The sequence below is a fragment of the Leclercia sp. W17 genome (assembly GCF_003336325.1).
Taxonomy (GTDB): Bacteria; Pseudomonadota; Gammaproteobacteria; order Enterobacterales; family Enterobacteriaceae; genus Enterobacter.
This window is the reverse complement of sequence record NZ_CP031101.1, coordinates 2,994,038-3,012,940: the sequence shown is the minus strand read 5'-3', so window position 1 is coordinate 3,012,940 and position 18,903 is coordinate 2,994,038. Positions and strand designations below refer to the sequence as shown.

The following is an 18,903-nucleotide window of genomic DNA, read 5'->3' as shown; positions in this document are numbered from 1 at the left end:
AGAGACATTATGTTTTTAGTCGACTCACACTGCCATCTTGATGGCCTGGATTATCAATCCCTGCATAAAAACGTCGATGACGTGCTGGAAAAAGCCGCAGCCCGCGATGTGAAATTTTGTCTGGCGGTCGCCACGACGTTACCGGGCTACCGCACCATGCGTGAGCTGGTGGGCGTGCGCGACAACGTCGTTTTCTCCTGCGGCGTGCATCCGCTGAATCAGGATGAGGCCTATGACGTCGAGGATTTACGCCGTCTGGCGGCGGAAGAGGGCGTCGTCGCGATGGGTGAAACCGGGCTGGACTATTTTTACACTCCGGAAACGAAAGCCCGTCAGCAGGAATCATTCCGCAATCATATCCGTATTGGCCGGGAGCTGAACAAGCCAGTGATTGTCCACACCCGCGATGCCCGTGCCGATACGCTGGCGATCCTCTCAGAAGAAAAGGTGACGGATTGTGGTGGCGTACTACACTGTTTCACTGAAGACAGAGAAACAGCGGGCAAACTGCTGGATTTGGGTTTTTATATCTCGTTTTCGGGGATCGTGACGTTCCGTAACGCAGAGCAGCTTCGCGACGCTGCGCGATACGTCCCGCTCGATCGCCTGCTGGTGGAGACAGATTCCCCTTATCTGGCACCGGTACCGCACCGCGGTAAAGAGAACCAACCCGCGATGGTACGGGATGTGGCCGAGTATATGGCCGTTTTGAAAGGCGTCGATGTTGAAGAACTGGCACGCATTACCACTGATAACTTCGCCAGTCTGTTTCACATCGATCCCTCCCGCCTGCAATCAGCATGAATCGTCAGTTTTTTTTGGGCTCGTAATTAATAGCTAAAGCGAGTAAAGTTCACCGCCCGAACAGGGGCGGTGAATGCGTTTCTGGTAACATTTAGACACCTATTTTGTAAAAAACTGAAAGTTTTTCAGGTAACGAACGCTGAAACGTGATAGCCGTCAAACAAAGATCCGCAGATTTATTTTACTCTGCGTAATAAATAAAGGGCGCTTAGATGTCCTGTCCACGGCACGGTTCTCCCCCCGGGCCAATGCGTGAAAACGTAAAAAAAGCACAAATACTCAGGAGCACTCTCAATTATGTTTAAGAATGCATTTGCTAACCTGCAGAAGGTCGGTAAATCGCTGATGCTGCCGGTATCCGTACTGCCTATCGCAGGTATCCTGCTGGGCGTCGGTTCTGCAAACTTCAGCTGGCTGCCAGCCGTAGTTTCTCATGTGATGGCGGAAGCAGGCGGTTCTGTTTTTGCCAATATGCCACTGATCTTCGCCATCGGCGTTGCGCTTGGCTTCACCAATAACGACGGCGTATCTGCGCTGGCCGCTGTAGTTGCCTACGGCATCATGGTTAAAACCATGGCTGTGGTTGCACCTCTGGTGCTGCACCTGCCACCGGAAGAGATCGCTGCTAAACACCTGGCTGACACCGGGGTTCTGGGCGGTATCATCTCGGGTGCAATTGCGGCGTATATGTTTAACCGCTTCTATCGCATCAAGCTCCCTGAGTACCTGGGCTTCTTTGCAGGTAAGCGTTTTGTTCCAATCATCTCTGGTCTGGCGGCGATCTTCACGGGTGTGATCCTCTCCTTCATCTGGCCACCGATTGGTTCCGCTATCCAGACCTTCTCTCAGTGGGCGGCTTACCAGAACCCGGTTGTGGCGTTCGGTATCTACGGCTTCATCGAGCGTTGCCTGGTGCCGTTCGGTCTGCACCATATCTGGAACGTTCCTTTCCAGATGCAGATCGGCGAATACACCAACGCTGCGGGCCAGGTCTTCCACGGCGATATCCCACGTTACATGGCAGGCGACCCAACTGCAGGCAAACTGTCTGGCGGCTTCCTGTTCAAAATGTACGGCCTGCCGGCTGCTGCGATTGCAATCTGGCACTCTGCTAAACCAGAAAACCGTGCAAAAGTGGGCGGTATCATGATCTCCGCAGCGCTGACCTCGTTCCTGACCGGTATCACCGAGCCGATCGAGTTCTCCTTCATGTTCGTTGCGCCGATCCTGTACATTATCCACGCGATTCTGGCTGGTCTGGCATTCCCAATCTGTATCCTGCTGGGTATGCGTGACGGGACTTCCTTCTCGCACGGTCTGATCGACTTTATCGTCCTGTCCGGTAACAGCAGCAAACTGTGGCTGTTCCCAATCGTTGGTGCATGCTACGCGGTTGTGTACTACACCATCTTCCGTGTGCTGATCAAAGCGCTGGACCTGAAAACGCCAGGTCGTGAAGATGCAACAGAAGACAGCAAAGCGGGTGCGACCAGCGAAATGGCTCCGGCACTGGTTGCAGCCTTCGGCGGTAAAGAGAACATCACTAACCTGGACGCATGTATCACTCGTCTGCGTGTAAGCGTTGCTGATGTTGCGAAAGTTGACCAGCCGGGTCTGAAAAAACTGGGCGCAGCTGGTGTAGTTGTTGCAGGTTCCGGTGTACAGGCTATCTTCGGTACTAAATCCGATAACCTGAAAACCGAAATGGATGAGTACATCCGCAGCAACTAAGTTGTGACCTGGGGAGACTAAGGCAGCCGAATGGCTGCCTTTTTTATATCTGTAGTTTGTGGCATGCCGGGTGGCGCTACGCTTACCCGGCCTACAAAGGCAATAACCGGACGAATCGTAGGCCGGGTAAGGCGTAGCCACCTCCCGGCAAACAAAGGCAACAACCGCACCAACCGTAGGCCGGGTAAGGCGCAGCCGCCACCCGGCAAACAGCGCGCACAAAAAAGGGAGCCATTGGGCTCCCTTAGACGCTGCATGATTTATCAGAACTGATAGCTTGCGGTCAGGCTCACGTTACGCGGTTCGCCATAGACAATTTCGCCCTCAATGTTAGTGTCGTAAGTCTTATCAAAGAGGTTATTCACATTACCCTGCAGGGAGAAGTTCTTCGTCACCTGATAACGCGTGAAGAGATCCACCAGCGCGTAGCTGCCCTGCGAGGCACGCCAGGTGCCGTAAGGGGTGTCCTGATAGGTGTAAACACTGTTTTGCCAGTTAACGCCGCCACCAACGGTCAGCTCAGGCATCGCCGGCAGGCGGTAGCTGGTAAAGAGTTTCACCGTGGTCCGCGGCAGCTGCGGGTTCACCGCCTTGCCATCATTATCTTCCGCCACGTAACGCGTTGCGCCAAAGGTCATCTGCCAGTTATCGGTCAGCGCACCGTTGATTTCAAACTCCACGCCTTTACTCACGGTACCGTCTACGCTCTCGTAGGCCGTATCCGTAGAGCCCTGAATCGTCCGGCCGGTGCTTTGGCCCAGATTGTCCTGCTCAATGCGGAAGACAGAGAGCGTGGTGGTCAGACGGCTGTTCATCCAGTCAGATTTCAGGCCCGCTTCGTAGTTATTCCCGGTGATCGGATCAAGGTATCTACCCGAGCTGTCACGGTAGTTCTGCGGCTGGAAGATAGAGGTATAGCTGGCGTAGGCTGACCAGTTGTCATTGATGTCGTAGACCAGACCGGCATAAGGGGTGGTGTGGTTCTTCTCCATGCCGTAGGTCAGGGTTTCAATGCTCCAGTTGGTATAACGGGCACCAAGAATTAAATGCAGAGGATCGGCCAGGGAAATGCGCGTCGCGGCGTACAGCGATTTCATATTCGTGGTGTCATCCTGGGCCAGCGATTGCGATCCCCAGTTGGTTTCCGGGAAGTAACCGTTGTAGTCGTAGAAACTGCCGAACTCCTCCGGATAGACGTTGGCCCACGAGTTGGTGTAGCGGTTCGTCTGACGGCTGAAGCTGCCGCCAATCATCATGGTGTGCTGGCGACCCAACAGCTCGTAGCCGCCGTCAGCGAACAGATCCACTGCGTCTACTTTACGCTTGCCGCTGTTCCAGCCGGTGCCGCCAATATAATCATAGCCCGGGCCATAGTTCGCATAAGGGCCTTCCAGCATGCCGGTGCTCTTGTTCACATAGGCATCAAGATACATCGCTTTACTGTCGAATTTCGCCTCGGTATGAGTCCCATTCAACGTGGCCTGCCAGTTGTCGGCAAAGCGCTGCTTCAGGGTGAAGAAGACCTTATTGAACTCTTTGTCGTTGTAAGCCCAGTCAGGTGAGGTGCTGTGCGCGCGATCGTAATGTCTGACGCTGCCATCGGTGTTCCAGCGCGGCAAACCACCCCACGTCTGGTTATTGATGTCGATACGCTGGTATTCGTAGCCTGCCGACAGTGAAGTGCTGGTGCCCAGGTCAGCGTCCAGAATACCGGAGAAGAAGGTGCGCTTCTGATTGTAGTTGTCGAGCCAGGAGTCGCTGTCCTGATAACCCGCCACAATGCGCGCCCGTAGGTTGCCATCTTCCGTCAGTGGACTTTGCATGTCCATCACGTAACGTTGCTTGTTCCAGCTGCCGTACTCTGCAGACAGGTTGCCTTTAAATTCACGGCTGGTGGCATGCTTGCGCACCATATTGATGGCCGCCGACGGGTTACCCGTTCCGGTCATCAGGCCGGTGGCGCCGCGCACAACTTCGACGCGCTCAAACAGTGCCATATCTGACTGGGAATCACCCAGATTCCAGCGCGACTCAAAATAGGTTGGGATGCCATCGACCATGTAGTTGTCGATTTCGAAACCACGGGAGTAATAGTTGCTGCGATCGGAGTCAGTGGTACTTTTGCTGATCCCCATCGTGCTGTCCATCACTTCGCCCAGGGTCTGAAGCTGCTGGTCTTCCATACGTTGTTCGCTGACGATGGTGACCGACTGCGGGATGTCACGTTGGATCATCTGCATTTTGGTGCCCACGGACGTGCTTTTTACGCTGTAGTCCTGGCTGTCATCAGCGGAGGTGTCCGACTGAGAAGAACCATCAACAATGACGGTATCTTCGGTGGGGGCGGCGAAAGCGGTGGCTGGCATCAATGCCATAGCAATGCAGGCTGCCAGCAACGAAGGTGTTGCGACAGACCGGGATTGCCCTTCCCTGGATTGAATGGTGAAAGACATCATTAAACCCTTATGTACGGTGAATGGTGTGCATCAGTCCCGTATCGACGGACTAAAATCATTTTTCTAGGTATAAATTGCGCATGAAAATGCAAATGCGAAATATACGCATTCGATTTATCACTGTAAACAGATGTTGCGACGGCAAGTGAAATAATGTTTCAGAGCGGGTGGAGGGGAGGTGGTTACTCCGCGAGCAGATCGGGCCGCATACGCAAAGAATTCGTGGGATAAGGTTGAAAGGACAGGAGAAAGTCGCTCATACTCTTTAGTCTTGCCACAAAAGATTGCGCCTGCACCGGGCGGGTTGTTTCCGGGCTCGTCGCCAGATTAATGAATAAGGAAAACCTCATGGCTGAAGAAACCATTTTCAGTAAAATTGTCCGCCGCGAGATCCCGGCAGATATCATCTATCAGGATGAACTGGTTACCGCTTTTCGCGACATCTCTCCCCAGGCGCCTACGCACATCCTCATTATTCCCAATATTCTGATTCCGACGGTAAATGACGTGAAAACTGAGCATGAACTGGCATTAGGCCGTATGCTGACAGTAGCAGCGAAAATCGCTGAGCAGGAAGGCATTGCCGAGGACGGTTACCGTTTGATCATGAACTGCAACCGCCACGGTGGTCAGGAAGTTTATCACATTCATATGCATCTGCTGGGCGGTCGTCCGCTGGGCCCGATGCTGGCGCATAAAGGTCTTTAAGATGCAAAGAGGATGGATGGCGGCGCTGGTGATAGCGTTGGCAGGATGCAGTTCGCAACCGTCGATACCCGTCAATGACGATCAAACGTTGGTTATGGAGTCATCGGTGCTGGCGGCAGGGATTACCGCCGATCAGCCTTCGCTTTCGGTCAGCGAAATTCAACCGTCCGCCTCCTCAGTGCTGTTCAATGAAAGAGATGCGCCAGTTACCGTGCACTACCGTTTTTTCTGGTATGACGCCCGCGGCTTGGAAATGCATCCACTTGAGGCGCCGCGCAGCGTAACCATTCCGGCAAAATCGTCGGTTAAGCTATATGGCAGCGCAAATTATCTGGGTGCGCATAAGGTCAGACTTTATTTATATCTCTGAGGGGTGAATTTTGATTAAACAGATCAGTCGTTACGCGTTTGTCACGGCTTTTGCACTGTTCCTGTCGGGCTGTATTAGCCGCACTGAGCAACCACCTGCACCGGTGGAAGAGGTCAAACCGGGTGTCGAGCAGCCGGTTCAGCCAACCCAGCCGGTTCCTGTTGTTCCTACCGTGCCGAGCGTTCCCGCGCAGCCTGGTCCGATAGAGCATCAGGAAGAGCCCGCCCAGCCTGCACCGCGTGAACGTCACTACGACTGGAACGGCGCAATGCAGCCTATGGTCGGTAAGATGCTCCAGGCGCAGGGCGTTAACGCAGGCAGTGTGCTGCTGGTGGACAGCGTCAACAACCGCACTAACGGCAGCCTGAATGCTGGTGAGGCGACCGAAACGCTGCGTAATGCGCTGGCCAATAACGGCAAATTTACGCTGGTGTCCGCGCAGCAGCTCGCTGTCGCCAAGCAGCAGTTGGGCCTCTCCCCGCAGGATAGCCTGGGCTCACGCAGTAAAGCCATCGGCATTGCCCGTAACGTGGGCGCGCAGTATGTGCTTTACTCCAGCGCAACCGGCAACGTCAATTCCCCGGCGCTGCAGATGCAGCTGATGCTGGTTCAGACAGGTGAGATTATCTGGTCGGGTAAAGGTGCAGTTCAGCAACAGTAACCTGCCGCGCGACACGCTGCTGTCGCGCTATTTTCCGCAGTTTCGCATCGTCGCGCCGCCATCCCATGCCGGGTTGAGCGGCGCGAGCTGCATTATTGAGCATGCTGAGCGTCGTCTGGTGCTACGCCAGCGTCATGACGCCCTGGCAACGCCTGCTCATTTTCGCCGTCAGTACCACGCCCTGCGCCATCTTCCCGCCGACATTGCTCCTCAGCCGCACTTTTACAGTCCGGGCTGGATAGCGGTGGACTATCTGGCGGGGGAGGTCAAAACCATGTTGCCCGCCGCACCCGCGCTGGCCGGGATGCTGTATCATCTCCATCAACAGCCCGTGTTTGGCTGGCGTATTATCCTGATGCCGCTGCTGGAGCAGTACTGGCTCCAGGCCTCACCCTCCCGGCGCACGCCGTTATGGCTGCGATGGCACAAACGCCTGCAAAAACGGGGGGAGCCACGCCCGCTGCGACTGGCGCCGCTGCACATGGATGTTCATGCCGGTAATATCGTGCATACGGACGCCGGCATCCGGCTGCTGGACTGGGAGTACGCGGGTGACGGAGATGTGGCGCTGGAGCTGGCGAGCGTCTGGACGGAGAGTGACGCAGAGCGTCAGCAGCTGCTCGCCGCTTACGCCCATGCTGCTCAGCTTGACCTGACGCCGTTGCAACGTCAGGTGAAGCGCTGGCGTCCCTGGGTACTGATGCTGATGGCAGGCTGGTTTGAGCTACGCTGGCAGCAATCACAAGATAAACAATTTATGACGCTGGCCGATGAGATCTGGCGCCAGTTAGAAACAACAGAATAAGAGAGGTTCGTGTGGGTCCGGTCATGTTGGATGTGGAAGGTTATGAGCTGGATGCGGAGGAGCGCGAAATTCTGGCGCACCCGCTGGTAGGTGGCTTGATCCTGTTTACGCGTAATTATCACGATCCGGCGCAGCTGCGCGAGCTGGTTCGCCAGATCCGGGAGGCCTCCCGTCACCGGCTGGTGGTGGCGGTGGATCAGGAGGGGGGCCGCGTGCAGCGATTCCGCGACGGCTTTACCCGTCTGCCCGCTGCCCAGTCTTTTGCCGTGCTGCTCGGGCTGGAAGAGGGCGGCAAGCTGGCGCAGGAGGCGGGCTGGCTGATGGCAAGCGAGATGATCGCCATGGATATTGATATCAGCTTTGCCCCGGTGCTGGATGTCGGCCATATCAGCGCCGCCATCGGTGAGCGTGCATACCATGACGAACCGCAGAAGGCGCTGCAGATGGCGACACGCTTTATCGACGGCATGCACGAGGCCGGGATGAAAACCACGGGGAAACATTTCCCGGGTCATGGCGCCGTGACGGCGGATTCCCACAAAGAGACCCCGCGTGACCCACGGCCACAGGCGGAGATCCGCGCCAGGGATATGTCGATTTTCAAATCGCTTATCAGCGACAATAAGCTTGATGCCATCATGCCCGCGCACGTGATCTATGCCGACGTCGATCCGCGTCCGGCCAGCGGCTCGCCGCACTGGCTAAAAACCGTCCTGCGCCAGGAACTCGGTTTTAACGGCGTGATTTTTTCCGACGATCTGTCGATGGAAGGGGCGGCGATCATGGGCAGCTACGCGGAACGCGGTCAGGCATCGCTGGATGCAGGTTGCGATATGATCCTGGTCTGCAATAATCGTAAAGGCGCAGTGAGCGTGTTAGATAACCTGTCGCCGATCAAGGCTGAACGTGTTACACAATTGTATCATAAAGGTTCTTTTAGCCGTCAGGAATTGCGGGGTTCAGCACGCTGGAAAACCGTCAATGCGCAACTTGAAGCGCTTCATGAGCGCTGGGAAGCGCATAAAGCGGGGCAATGATCCCTCCTGACAAGCGTAGTGTGACGAGGATACGATGATCATCTATTTGCACGGTTTTGATTCGAACAGTCCCGGTAATCACGAGAAGGTCCTGCAACTGCAGTTTATCGATCCGGATGTACGGCTGATTAGCTACAGTACGCGCCATCCGAAACATGATATGCAGCATCTGCTGAAAGAAGTGGACAAAATGCTGCAACTGAACGTTGATGACCGTCCGTTGATTTGTGGCGTTGGCCTTGGGGGTTACTGGGCGGAGCGCATTGGGTTCTTATGTGATATTCGCCAGGTGGTGTTCAATCCTAACCTGTTCCCGAACGAGAACATGGAATGCAAAATCGACAGGCCGGAAGAGTATGTTGATATCGCCACCAAGTGCGTGAGCAATTTCCGCGAGAAAAATCGCGATCGCTGCCTGGTGATCCTCTCCCGCAACGATGAGGCGCTCAACAGCCCACGGGCAGCGGAGCTGCTGCATCACTACTACGAAATTGTCTGGGATGAAGAGCAGACCCACAAGTTCAAAAATATTGCCCCTCATCTGCAGCGGATCAAAGCGTTCAAGACCTTAGGATAAGGCTCATTTTTTCAACCAGGCCCGGCCACCTACGTGAGCCGGGCTTTCTTTTTGCTAAGCTTGGGTGAATTTTAAGCGGCAAAACTTGATGCACATCAATTTTGGTATGACCAATGCACCGAACATGTTATTCTCATGGTCGTGGGATGGTTTCAGTGCTGTAACCTGTTGTTAATTAAAGGTTATTTTAATAACTTTTAGTTAACAATTGGTTAATAATTTAGGGGGTCACGTTGACTACACCATTGAAAAAGATAGTGATTGTGGGCGGCGGCGCAGGCGGGCTGGAGCTGGCTACGCAGCTGGGCAAGAAGCTCGGACGCGGCAAAAAAGCCAAAGTGACGCTTGTCGATCGCAACCACAGCCACCTGTGGAAACCGCTGCTGCACGAAGTTGCCACCGGTTCTCTGGATGAGGGCGTTGACGCGCTGAGCTATCTGGCGCATGCGCGCAACCATGGGTTCCAGTTCCAGCTGGGTTCAGTGGTCGATATCAACCGTGAAAGCAAAACCATTACCCTGGCGGAGCTGCGTGACGAGAAGGGCGAACTGCTGGTACCGGAGCGTAAGCTGGCATACGACACCCTGGTGATGGCGCTGGGCAGTACCTCAAACGACTTCAACACGCCGGGCGTGAAAGAGCACTGCATCTTCCTGGATAACCCGCATCAGGCGCGTCGTTTCCATCAGGAGATGCTGAACCTGTTCCTGAAGTATTCCAATAACCTCGGCGCAAGCGGCAAGGTGAATATCGCTATCGTCGGCGGTGGCGCGACGGGCGTTGAGCTCTCTGCGGAGCTGCACAACGCGGTGAAACAGCTGCATAGCTATGGCTACAAAGGCTTAACCAACGACGCGCTGAACGTGACGCTGGTGGAAGCGGGCGAGCGTATTCTGCCTGCGCTGCCGCCGCGTATCTCCGGTGCGGCGCACAACGAGCTGACCAAACTGGGCGTGCGTGTTCTGACCCAGACGATGGTTACCAGTGCCGATGAACAGGGCCTGAACACCAAAGATGGCGAACACATTAAAGCCGATCTGATGGTTTGGGCGGCAGGCATTAAAGCCCCTGATTTCATGAAAGAGATCGGCGGACTGGAGACCAACCGCATTAACCAGCTGGTGGTTGAGCCGACGCTGCAAACCACCCGCGACCCGGATATCTTTGCCATTGGCGACTGCGCCTCCTGCGCCCGTCCGGAAGGTGGGTTCGTGCCACCGCGCGCCCAGGCCGCACACCAGATGGCCAGCCTGGCGCTGCACAATATCCTGGCGCAGGCGAAGGGCAAGCCGCTGAAGAACTACGTCTATAAAGATCACGGTTCTCTGGTGTCGCTCTCGAATTTCTCCACCGTCGGTAGCCTGATGGGTAACCTGATGCGCGGTTCGATGATGGTAGAAGGACGTATTGCCCGCTTCGTCTACATCTCGCTGTACCGTATGCACCAGATTGCGCTGCACGGCTATTTCAAAACCGGGCTGATGATGCTGGTAGGCAGCATCAACCGCGTGATCCGTCCACGACTGAAGCTGCACTAACGCCTTTGCCCCTTCGCTCCCGCGAAGGGGCTTTTTCAGCATATCGTTCTGCAAATCGCCCTCACAGAGTCTAAGAGTCCTCCTAAACCGGCTCATTTTGCGCTTGTTCCCACATTTTTAATCCTTTCTCTGATTTGCCTGCACACACCTTTAGTTGCAGAATTGTTACTAATAGCAATACAAAGGAGAACGTCACATGAATAAATCCATGGTGGCAGGTATAGGGATTGGCGTGGTCGCCGCATTAGGTGTGGCGGCAGTTGCCAGTCTTAATGTTTTTGATCGTGGCCCGCAGTATGCGCAGGTGGTTTCGGCTACGCCTATTAAAGAGACGGTGAAAACGCCGCGTCAGGAGTGCCGGAATGTGACCGTAACGCATCGCCGTCCTGTACAGGATGAAAACCGTATTGCCGGTTCTGTACTGGGTGCGGTGGCCGGTGGGGTAATTGGTCATCAGTTTGGCGGCGGACGCGGTAAAGATGTCGCGACGGTCGTGGGCGCACTGGGTGGCGGTTACGCGGGGAATCAGGCGCAGGGTGCCCTGCAGGCGCGTGATACTTACACCACCACCGAGCAGCGCTGTAAGACGGTCTACGACAAGTCAGAAAAAATGCTCGGTTACGATGTGACCTACAAAATTGGCGATCAGCAGGGCAAGATCCGTATGGATAAAGATCCCGGCACTCAGATCCCCCTTAATGGCGACGGCCAGCTGATACTGAATAACAAAGCATAAAAAAATCTGTTCTCTGCATTTAGCTCCCCATTCGCTCAGGCTGGGGAGCTTTTTTTGCACATAAAAAAGACCTTAACAGCGGCGCGATGTGCGCCAGAAGTAAGGTCTTTCCTGGAGATGCTGCTGGGTGACAGGGGTTAAAGGTCGAATTCATTATACTGGCGCATTAACATAAATCCCGTTATCAGTACGGAAAGAAAAGCAAATAAAACTGACCCACCACATAAAACCCAGAGACCGAATAACAATGTAATGACTATTAGCACCTTAAAAAAAGGTAATAGCAAAATCATTATATTCTCCTTCTGAATGTGAATAGCCAGAACGCCCTCGTCATAACTAATGCACCTAATCATTAGCACATCAATAATCACAGGTTAAGCATAGCAAGCGGTGAAGCCGTGGTGATAGCTTTTAACTATCTTTCTATGAAGTATAGCGGAAGCTGCGGTGAGAAAAGGGGGAGCAGGGCGGCAGACCGCCCTGAAAATCAGACTTTCAGCAGTTCAGGCCATAACCGCAGGGTTATCTGGGTGATGGTCAGCAGTTTTTCCAGGCTGGCCCCTTCGCGGGCACTGATGGACATACCCTGCAAAATGCAGCTCAGATATTGGGCAAGTTTTTTCGGATCGCACTGCACCGGGATCTCACCGCGCTGCTGACGCTGCTGTAAAAACTGGCACAGCGTCTCTTCCTGCATGGCATGGCGAGATTTAACCGTATGGGCAATCTCTTCAGAAGAGGCTGCAAGCGTGGCCGACGTGTTAATCATAAAACAGCCCGCAGGGGTATCTTTGCTGGTAAAGCAGGTCGCCACCGCGGTGAAATAGTCTTCCAGCGCCCGTTCAACGGGCTTCTCCTCGCAAAACAGCTGCGCTTCATGGCGGGCGGCAAAACGGCTGATATAGCGATCCAGCACCGCCCGGAACAGCCCCTCTTTATTGGTAAATTCTGCATACAGCGTAGGCGCTTTCGCCCCCGTTGCGGCAACCAGGTCAGCCAGTGATGTGGCTTCATACCCATGCTGCCAGAACAGCGTCATGGCCTTGTCCAGCGCCGCTTCCCTGTCGAACACTTTTGGTCGGCCACGGCTTTTCTTTTCGCAACGCGTGTCATCGGTTGTCATGAGCCGTTGTACCTCTGTTGGATTGTTGAACGACCATTATAAAAATAATCCCTTTCCGCAGCCAGCGCCGCATGAATAAAAATTTATTCATCATATCAATATGAATTTAAACGCTTTTAAAATTATTTTAATGATCGTTATAAAAATAAATTGACGTGTGATGTAGATCACATCTATCATTTTGTTATCGATCGTTAAGTTAATGCTTACGACATCCCGTTCACTTGCAAAAGGTCCTTATCATGAAAAACGTAAAAACAATCATCGCCGCTGCAGTACTCAGCTCACTCTCATTTGCCAGCTTCGCTGCGGTTGAGGTTCAGTCTACCCCTGCCGATCAACAAAAGGTGGGCACCATCTCTGCGAACGCCGGGACTAACCTGAGCTCTCTTGAAAGCCAGTTAGCACAAAAAGCGGATGAAATGGGGGCGAAATCTTTCCGTATCACTTCCGTAACCGGCCCGAACACCCTGCACGGTACCGCAGTGATCTACAAATAAGCATGGCTTAACCCTCATTAATGCCACTGCGAAAAAAAACGCTCTGCCTGTGCAGAGCGTTTTTTTATCTGTTAAGGCTACAGCGCCTGGGTAGTGGAGTGAGGAGTCACATCTACCGGCATACCCGAACGCGCTTCCATGGCGCGCTCCATAACGACCTCGTCAGCGCTGGCTTTAAAGCCCTGCTGCGCAGCATTCAGGACAATTGGCAGGGTCTGGGGATCGTCATTCAGCGCTTTTGACAGCGGCTGATGAACCTCCACCAGGCGCACACCGCCAGGCTCTTCCGAGACCTTAATCGGCGTGTTCATGATATTCACTTTGGTACCGGGCTGGACCACGCGGAACAACGTCTCGATGTCATTATCCCGCAGGCGAATACAGCCGGAGCTGACGCGCATGCCGATACCAAAATCGGCATTGGTGCCGTGCAGCAGATAGACCCCACCGTAGGCCGCCAGGCGAATGGCGTGATGACCCATCGGGTTATCCGGTCCGGCGGGGACCACCGCTGGCAGATCAATACCCTGGGCTTTATAGCGGGCGCGGATGTTGGCGGTTGGGGTCCAGGTTGGATTGGCGCGTTTGTCCGACACCGTAGTGACCATGGTTGGCGTCAGGGTATCGCCCCCCAGCTGACCAATACCGATGGGGTAAACCGTGACCTCGTTTTTACCCGGCGGATAATAGTAGAGCCGCAGTTCAGCCAGGTTGATCACAATCCCTTCCCGCGGGGCGTCGGGGAGAAGGGTCTGTAGCGGGATGGTCAGGACACTGCCTGCACGGGGGACGTAGGGATCGACACCCGGGTTAGCCTGTAGCAGCGCCAGGAAACCGACGTTATATTTTTTGGCAATAGCCTCCAGCGAACCACCATCGTTTTCCACCACATGAAAACGATTTTCGCCCACCAGCCGACTACCCGCCGGGGGCAGGGGCCAGGTATTCGCCCGGGCGGGCAGGACAAGCGCTACGGTCGCGAGGAGCGCAACCACCGATATCCAACGGGTAAAACGCGACGTTTTTATCATCACCAGAATCCATAGCAATAAAGATTATTATTATCTAAACGTTAATTGATAATTATGGCGAATGAGTGTGTCGGGAAGTCCAGGGGGATTGCAAAGAGTTGTAAATTGCGCAGGGAAAATCATGCCGGGCGACCCGATGGTAGCCCGGCACAGGGTCAGGCTACGGCATTCTCTTCAAGCTGACGCATAAAGTTACGTACCCAGTCCATGCGGGTTTTGCGCTCCGCCAGATCCTGGGTGAATTTCAGGCGCGTCGGCCCATCGAGCCGGAAGTGCTGGGGCTGTTTTTGCAGCAGGCCGATCAGCCACATCGGATCGACGTGGTTCTTCTCGGCAAACTCAATCATGCCGCCTTTTTCATTCCCCTCCAGCTTGCGGATCCCGAGCTTCTGCGCCTGCTGGCGTAAACGGGCGATATCCAGCAGGTTACGCGCTGCATCCGGCAGCAGGCCAAAGCGGTCGATCAGCTCCACTTTTATCTCTTCCAGACTGGCTTCGTCTTTGGCGCTGGCGATGCGTTTGTAGAACGACAGGCGGGTGTTAACGTCCGGGATAAAATCATCCGGCAGCAGGGACGGCATCCGCAGTTCCACTTCCGTTTGCTGGCTGGTGAGATCTTCCAGCGACGGCTCGCGCCCCGCTTTCAGGGCATCGACGGCGTTTTCCAGCAGCTCCATATAGAGCGAGAAACCGATGGTTTCCATCGAACCGCTCTGATCTTCCCCAAGCAGTTCGCCCGCGCCGCGGATCTCCAGGTCGTGGGTGGCCAGCGCAAAACCGGCGCCCAGATCTTCCAGCGAGGCGATGGCTTCGAGACGCTTCTGCGCATCGGGGGTCATCGCTTTCGGGTGTGGAGTCATCAACCAGGCATAGGCCTGATGGTGCGAACGTCCGACACGGCCACGCAGCTGGTGGAGCTGGGCCAGGCCAAAGTGATCCGCTCGCTCAATAATGATGGTATTGGCGGTAGGAATATCGATACCGGTTTCGATGATGGTGGTGCAGACCAGCACGTTAAAGCGCTGGTGATGGAAATCGTTCATCACCCGTTCCAGCTCGCGCTCGCGCATCTGGCCGTGGCCGATGGCGATCCGCGCTTCCGGCACCAGCTCCGCCAGCCGGTCTGCCGCTTTCTGGATATTCTCGACATCGTTATAGAGATAATAAACCTGGCCGCCGCGCAGCACTTCACGCAGGATCGCCTCGCGCACCACCAGGTTATCGTACTCGCGCACAAAGGTCTTCACCGCCAGACGGCGGGCAGGCGGCGTGGCGATAATCGACAGATCGCGCATGCCGCTCATCGCCATATTTAACGTGCGCGGGATCGGCGTGGCGGTGAGGGTCAGAATATCGACATCGGCGCGCATCGCTTTGATGCGCTCCTTGTGGCGCACGCCGAAGCGGTGCTCCTCATCGACAATCAGCAGTCCCAGATCTTTCCACTTCACGTCGCTCTGCAGCAGTTTATGGGTGCCGATCAGAATGTCGATCTTGCCTTCGCTTGCCTGCTCCAGGATCTGCGCCTGCTCTTTGGCGCTGCGAAAACGCGACATCATCTCGATGCGCACCGGCCAGTTGGCAAAGCGGTCACGGAAGTTATCGTAGTGCTGCTGCGCCAGCAGGGTGGTAGGCACCAGCACCGCCACCTGCTTGTTGTTCTCCACCGCCAGGAAGGTGGCGCGCATCGCCACTTCGGTTTTACCGAAGCCCACATCGCCGCAGACCAGACGATCCATCGCCAGCGGCTGACACATGTCGCTCAGCACGGCGTTAATCGCCTGGGCCTGATCCGGGGTGGTTTCAAACGGGAAGCTGTCGCAGAAGAGCTGATACTGCTCTTTATCATGCTTGAAGGCGTAGCCCGCCTTCGCCGCGCGCTGGGCATAGATATCCAGCAGCTCCGCCGCCACATCGCGCACTTTCTCTGCCGCTTTCTGCCGCGCCCGCGCCCAGGCATCGCCGCCGAGCTTGTGCAGCGGGGCATTCTCTTCCGCACCGCCCGCGTAGCGACTGATCAGGTGCAGGGACGACACCGGCACATAGAGTTTGGCGTCGTTGGCGTACAGCAGCATCAAGTATTCACCTTTGATGCCGCCCGCTTCCAGGGTGGTCATCCCCGCATAACGGCCTACGCCATGCTCAAAATGGACAATCGGCTGGCCGGGATGCAGCTCCGCCAGGTTGCGGATCAGCGTGTCCGGGTTGATGGTGCGACGGTTGTCCTGACGACGGCGCGCCACGCGCTCACCCAGCAGATCGCTTTCGCAGATCAGCGCCAGATTATTGAGCGTATCAATAAACCCATGCTCGGCGGCGCCGATCATCAGATAGCGCCCGGTGCCGCTGGCCTCGTCCAGGCGCAGGATCCGCTTCAGTGCGACCTTAATGCGGCCAAGCAGCTCGCCCAGCGCCTCACGGCGCCCTTCGCTTTCCACAGAGAAGATCACCGGACCGGTAAAAGATTCGAGGAACTTACGCAGGTTATCCAGCGGCGATTTGTTCTGCGCCTGCACCGCGAGGTCCGGCAGCGGCTGGTAGGCCAGGTTGGTATTGGCAGCTTTCTCCGGCAGGCTGTCGGTTTTGAGCTGCATGCGCGGCCAGCGTTTCAGCTCGCTGAACAGCTCATCGGTGCGCAGCCACAGCAGCTCGGGCTCCAGCAGCGGGCGCATCGGATCAACCCCCCGGTTTTCAAAGCGCGCGCGGGTTTCACTCTCGAAACGGTTGGCGCTGGTCTCCAGATCGCCGGTGTTGAGCACCAGCGTGTTAGCCGGGAAATAGCTGAACAGGGCAGGCAGCGGCTCGCTGAAGAACAGCGGCTGCCAGTATTCGATCCCTGACGGCAGGGTGCCTTTGCTCACCTGCTGGTAGATATGCTCGGCGTCGCGCTTGACGTCAAACTTATCGCGCCACTGGCTGCGGAAGAGCTCAATAGCGGTTTTGTCGGTCGGGAATTCGTGGGCCGGCAGCAGGTTGATGGCCTCCACTTCCTCCAGCGTGCGCTGGGTATCGGCATCAAACAGGCGCAGGCTGTCGATTTCGTCGTCGAAAAAGTCCAGACGATAAGGTTGTTCACTGCCCATAGGGTAGAGGTCGAGCAGCGCGCCGCGGGTGGCGTACTCCCCGTGCTCCATGACCTGATCGACATGGCGATAGCCCGCGCTGTCGAGCTGCACGCGCAGGCCATCCCTTGAGAGGCGCTGGCCTTTTTTCATCACCAGCGCGTGACCGTGCAGATAGCTGTGCGGGCAGACGCGCTGCATCAGGGTATTGACCGGCACAATCAGCACGCCACGCTGCATGGAGGGCAGCTGATACAGCGTGGAGAGGCGCGAGGAGATAATCTCCTGGTGCGGGGAGAAGCTGTCGTAAGGCAGCGTCTCCCAGTCGGCAAGGCTGGTGACCAGCTGATCGGTGAACTGGCGGATCTCATCATGCAGACGCAGGGCGTTTTGCATGTCCGGCGCGACCAGTACCACCGGGCCCTGATGACGCTCTGCAATTTCCGCCACCAGCGTGGCGCAGGCTGCCCCGGTCAGTTCACCTAACTGGCGTTGGTCGCCCGCTTTGACGGGCAGGGAAAAACGATTTTGTTCAGGCATGGCTTTGTCAGGATCTCGTATGGGCATATCACTGATACACAATGTCTTTATTATCCTTGATCGTTTTACATTAGCAAACCGTAACCGCACACAGCGCAAAGCCGCCTCTCACAGGGACGCTAGCGTGTCGCCTGAACCAGCGTCAGCCGGGCAGGTGGGGTAAAGAAAATATCTCCGGCCAGCGCGCGGGAGAGGTTACGCGCCCCCAGCCCCACCAGGGTGCAGATAAGCAGGCTGGCAAACGGGTAGAAGAGCACCAGCGTCAGCTCTGCCCATACCGGCCAGGTGCCGCCATTCAGCTGGTGAACCATCAACAGGCTCACCCCTTCAATAAGAATGCGGTGGGTGGTGTAAATCGCAATGGTGTTGGAGCCAACCACGTTCAGCACATTGTCAGGGCCCACGGCGAAACGCTGCTCCAGGCGGTAGAACAGGGCCATAATCAGCAGGATCGACAGCAGCGACAGCGGCAGGGGAACCCCGACAAACCACAGCACGACAGAGACCGCCCCGAACGCCGCTACCGCCAGCGCGTCACGGCGCCACACCCGGCTTTGCATCCACGCCATCAGCTGCACGCCGTACCAGGCCCCAAGGCTGTAATAGATCATATTGCGCACCACGCTGTTCATCCCCCACCACGGCAGCGGCATAAAGTTGATGGCGATGCTGGCGAGCGCCAGCAGCACGACCAGCGGCGTCCGCCAGCGGCTAAGCAGCTTGCAGAGCGTAAAATAGACCACCAGAGCGTAGAGATACCACAGGCTGGTGCTGGCAGTGAGCATCCCGGTGATAAAGCCGCTTAACGAGTCGGCATAGGCGGCGTTCGACGCGGTATTAAGCTCCCGCTCCGGCGCCAGCCACGCATTGAGATGGGTCAACGCCTGCCACTGTAATAGACCCCAAAGCGCCAGCACCCAGATAATGCTCCAGAGCCGTTTGTCCAGGCAGGTTTTCCAGTCGACCTCGTCAATGTAGCGCCGAACCAGATACCCCGAAATAAAGAAGAACACCGGCATGCGGAAGGGGGCGAGATAGAGATTGAACGTTACCCAACATTTGGCGAGCAGCACCGAAAGGGGAGCATGCAGCGCCTCGAGATGGGGATAAAAGGTGATCACCGAGTGGTAAATCACCACCAGGCAGATGCAGAGTCCTTTTATCTGGTTAATCCATAGAGCTTTTTGTTTCATCGCGTTCCGGGTCCTGTTATTACCTTAA

The 18,903-nt window shown here is 55.8% G+C and carries 16 protein-coding genes; 11 read left to right on the top strand and 5 right to left on the bottom strand.

The features are described from left to right. The first annotated feature begins 9 nt into the window (after positions 1-9). The gene (locus DVA44_RS14960) at positions 10-804 is read left to right on the top strand and encodes a metal-dependent hydrolase (RefSeq protein ID WP_114387422.1); all 795 of its coding nucleotides are present in this window, start codon (positions 10-12) and stop codon (positions 802-804) included. Between the two features lie 297 nt (positions 805-1,101). Continuing rightward, entirely contained in the window at positions 1,102-2,535 is a 1,434-nt protein-coding gene (gene ptsG, locus DVA44_RS14955; RefSeq protein WP_103823721.1) for a PTS glucose transporter subunit IIBC, read from the top strand. A 263-nt stretch (positions 2,536-2,798) separates the two neighbouring features. Here ptsG and fhuE read toward each other — a convergent pair whose 3' ends face one another. Continuing rightward, positions 2,799-4,988, bottom strand: coding sequence for a ferric-rhodotorulic acid/ferric-coprogen receptor FhuE (gene fhuE / locus DVA44_RS14950; RefSeq protein ID WP_114387421.1), 2,190 nt, complete (start codon positions 4,986-4,988; stop codon positions 2,799-2,801). Positions 4,989-5,339: 351 nt separating this feature from the next. Here fhuE and hinT point away from each other — a divergent pair, with 351 nt between their 5' ends. The 8 genes from hinT (at position 5,340) to DVA44_RS14910 (ending at position 11,423) form a co-directional block, all read left to right on the top strand. Then, positions 5,340-5,699, top strand: a complete 360-nt coding sequence (hinT, locus tag DVA44_RS14945; RefSeq protein WP_139156331.1) for a purine nucleoside phosphoramidase — start codon at positions 5,340-5,342, stop codon at positions 5,697-5,699. A gap of 1 nt (position 5,700) precedes the next feature. Further along, the gene (locus tag DVA44_RS14940; protein ID WP_103179104.1) at positions 5,701-6,069 is read left to right on the top strand and encodes a YcfL family protein; all 369 of its coding nucleotides are present in this window, start codon (positions 5,701-5,703) and stop codon (positions 6,067-6,069) included. A gap of 10 nt (positions 6,070-6,079) precedes the next feature. Beyond that, complete coding sequence (lpoB, locus tag DVA44_RS14935; RefSeq protein WP_114387420.1) at positions 6,080-6,730, top strand: penicillin-binding protein activator LpoB; 651 nt, start codon at positions 6,080-6,082, stop codon at positions 6,728-6,730. Then, on the top strand, positions 6,711-7,535 hold the full coding sequence (gene thiK / locus DVA44_RS14930; protein ID WP_114387419.1) for a thiamine kinase: 825 nt from the start codon (positions 6,711-6,713) through the stop codon (positions 7,533-7,535). The genes lpoB and thiK overlap by 20 nt, the downstream gene beginning before the upstream one ends. A gap of 11 nt (positions 7,536-7,546) precedes the next feature. Beyond that, a complete protein-coding gene (gene nagZ, locus DVA44_RS14925; RefSeq protein WP_114387418.1) occupies positions 7,547-8,572 on the top strand; it encodes a beta-N-acetylhexosaminidase in 1,026 nt (341 codons plus the stop codon). Between the two features lie 34 nt (positions 8,573-8,606). Further along, a complete protein-coding gene (gene ycfP / locus DVA44_RS14920) occupies positions 8,607-9,149 on the top strand; it encodes an alpha/beta hydrolase YcfP (RefSeq protein ID WP_114387417.1) in 543 nt (180 codons plus the stop codon). Between the two features lie 233 nt (positions 9,150-9,382). Beyond that, positions 9,383-10,687 carry an NAD(P)/FAD-dependent oxidoreductase gene (locus DVA44_RS14915; protein ID WP_103823726.1) on the top strand — a complete coding sequence of 435 codons (1,305 nt, stop codon included), beginning with the start codon at positions 9,383-9,385 and terminating at the stop codon, positions 10,685-10,687. Between the two features lie 196 nt (positions 10,688-10,883). After that, positions 10,884-11,423: a glycine zipper 2TM domain-containing protein gene (locus tag DVA44_RS14910; protein WP_103823727.1), complete on the top strand. Its 540-nt coding sequence runs from the start codon at positions 10,884-10,886 to the stop codon at positions 11,421-11,423. Positions 11,424-11,913: 490 nt separating this feature from the next. On the opposite strand, the gene DVA44_RS14905 is transcribed toward DVA44_RS14910, so the two are convergent. Beyond that, positions 11,914-12,549, bottom strand: a complete 636-nt coding sequence (locus DVA44_RS14905; protein ID WP_114387416.1) for a TetR/AcrR family transcriptional regulator — start codon at positions 12,547-12,549, stop codon at positions 11,914-11,916. Between the two features lie 242 nt (positions 12,550-12,791). Here DVA44_RS14905 and bhsA point away from each other — a divergent pair, with 242 nt between their 5' ends. After that, positions 12,792-13,049, top strand: coding sequence for a multiple stress resistance protein BhsA (gene bhsA / locus DVA44_RS14900; protein ID WP_103179112.1), 258 nt, complete (start codon positions 12,792-12,794; stop codon positions 13,047-13,049). 77 nt (positions 13,050-13,126) lie between these two features. Here the strand turns inward: bhsA and DVA44_RS14895 are convergent, their stop codons facing one another. The 3 genes from DVA44_RS14895 to DVA44_RS14885 form a co-directional block, all read right to left on the bottom strand. After that, complete coding sequence (locus DVA44_RS14895) at positions 13,127-14,080, bottom strand: L,D-transpeptidase family protein (RefSeq protein ID WP_114387415.1); 954 nt, start codon at positions 14,078-14,080, stop codon at positions 13,127-13,129. Between the two features lie 155 nt (positions 14,081-14,235). After that, positions 14,236-17,682 (bottom strand): transcription-repair coupling factor, encoded by a 3,447-nt coding sequence (mfd, locus tag DVA44_RS14890; protein ID WP_114387414.1) that lies wholly within the window; start codon positions 17,680-17,682, stop codon positions 14,236-14,238. Between the two features lie 119 nt (positions 17,683-17,801). Further along, positions 17,802-18,875: an acyltransferase family protein gene (locus DVA44_RS14885; RefSeq protein WP_114387413.1), complete on the bottom strand. Its 1,074-nt coding sequence runs from the start codon at positions 18,873-18,875 to the stop codon at positions 17,802-17,804. Positions 18,876-18,903 lie beyond the last annotated feature (28 nt).